Below are 1,531 nucleotides of genomic sequence, written 5' to 3' on the forward strand. Positions count from 1 at the left end.
TGAGATTTTAACTTCAAAAAATATACGATTGACAATAGATAATTCAATTAAACAACTAGTACAATATTTAGATGCTCAATATAAAATTACTCAGGATGATAATATTTGTATCTTTAAAAGTATACAGTTTATAAATAAAGAAAGAAGAAATGAAAAATGAAATGTCTAATAGTAGATGATGATCGAAAATTTAGTTATAAATTAAGTACGTATATTGATAACTTTTTAAAAGGTATTTTTAAAAGTTATCAAGTAGTAGAAATAAATGAAAAGTTTGATGATTTTTCTCAATATCAGAATATTCATTTATTGTTTATTGATATTGATTTAAAAGATTTAAATGGTATCAATATTATAAAAAGATTACAAATGAAGACTGTTGATTATCCAATTATTTATGTATCATCAAGGCAAGAACTTGTTTTTTCTTCACTTACGACACAACCATTTTATTTTGTAAGAAAACAAAATTTGGAAAGTGATTTAAAAGAATTATTTAAGCTATTAAATATTTATTATAAAAAGACAATGAAGATGATTACATTTGATTATTATGGAAGAAAGACAAGTATCTTTTTAAAAGATATCCATTATATTACCTCTTTTGGACATGATATCAGTATTGTGTGTGATCAAGAAACATATACGTATCGTTCCAGTTTAAAAGATGCTTTAAAATTAATAGATAGTCCAATTGTTGTACAAGTTCATAGAAGCTATGCAGTATCTATGATGTACATTAAAGAAGTAGATAAAAATAATATTATATTAAAAGATGAAACATGTATTAAACTTGGGAAAAAATATGTGGATGAATTCATGTTTAAATATAGGGAGTATTTGATATCATGAGTTTATTTGATTTAGTTATAAATATAATTGAAAGTTCTATCATGTGCTACTTTATTTATAAGTATTTTGATTTTAAAAATATTGAGAAATTATGGCTATTTATTCTTGCTGTTTTTGCAACAATAACGACAAGTGATTACTTTATTAATGAAAGTTGGCTGACTGCTGTTTTGTTAGTCATTGTTCTCGTTTTATTTTTGAAGGTATTCAATAAGAAAATGAGTATTGAAAATATTATCGTTTGCTTATCGGCACTGATTATGGATTTGGTTTGCAACACAATTACTTTAATTTTAGGCAGTTCATTAGATTTTATGATATCTGATTCAGTAGCAAAACTAACAATTTTAAAGATTTTTTCTAAAATAATCTTTCTTTTGTCTTCAATGTATATTTTGAATAGAAAAATGAAATATAATTCAAATCTAAATACTAAAAGATGGACAAGTATAATAGGTATCTTCTTGGTTCTCTTGTTGGAATTGTTTATTCTCGCTAATGACTATACACTCAAAAATATTAATCCAAAAGATATTTTATTTTGTATGTTTTTAACGGTAGTAGTTACTTTGGCAATATTTAACATTTATGGGAAACTTTTAAAAGAAAACGAAGAATCTACAAGTATTCGTTTAAAAAATGAAGAGATAAGATATAAGAAAGAAAATGAAAAAGTGCT

Annotated in this window: 2 protein-coding genes; both read left to right on the forward strand. The window is 23.6% G+C overall.

What is annotated here, in order from left to right:
- The first annotated feature begins 156 nt into the window (after positions 1-156).
- The gene (locus LJD32_RS14830; protein ID WP_227392812.1) at positions 157-852 is read left to right on the forward strand and encodes a LytR/AlgR family response regulator transcription factor; all 696 of its coding nucleotides are present in this window, start codon (positions 157-159) and stop codon (positions 850-852) included.
- Positions 849-1,531: hypothetical protein (locus tag LJD32_RS14835; RefSeq protein WP_227403835.1), on the forward strand; the 683-nt coding region annotated here is incomplete at its 3' end. The genes LJD32_RS14830 and LJD32_RS14835, both read left to right, overlap by 4 nt.

This window comes from Faecalibacillus sp. TM498, from assembly GCF_020589955.1.
Classification (GTDB): domain Bacteria; phylum Bacillota_I; class Bacilli_A; order Erysipelotrichales; family Coprobacillaceae; genus Faecalibacillus; species Faecalibacillus intestinalis.

Excerpts from the sequence above, each read along its gene's own strand:
- LJD32_RS14830 (WP_227392812.1), top strand. The coding sequence starts at position 157 with ATGAAATGTCTAATAGTAGATGATGATCGAAAATTTAGTTATAAATTA.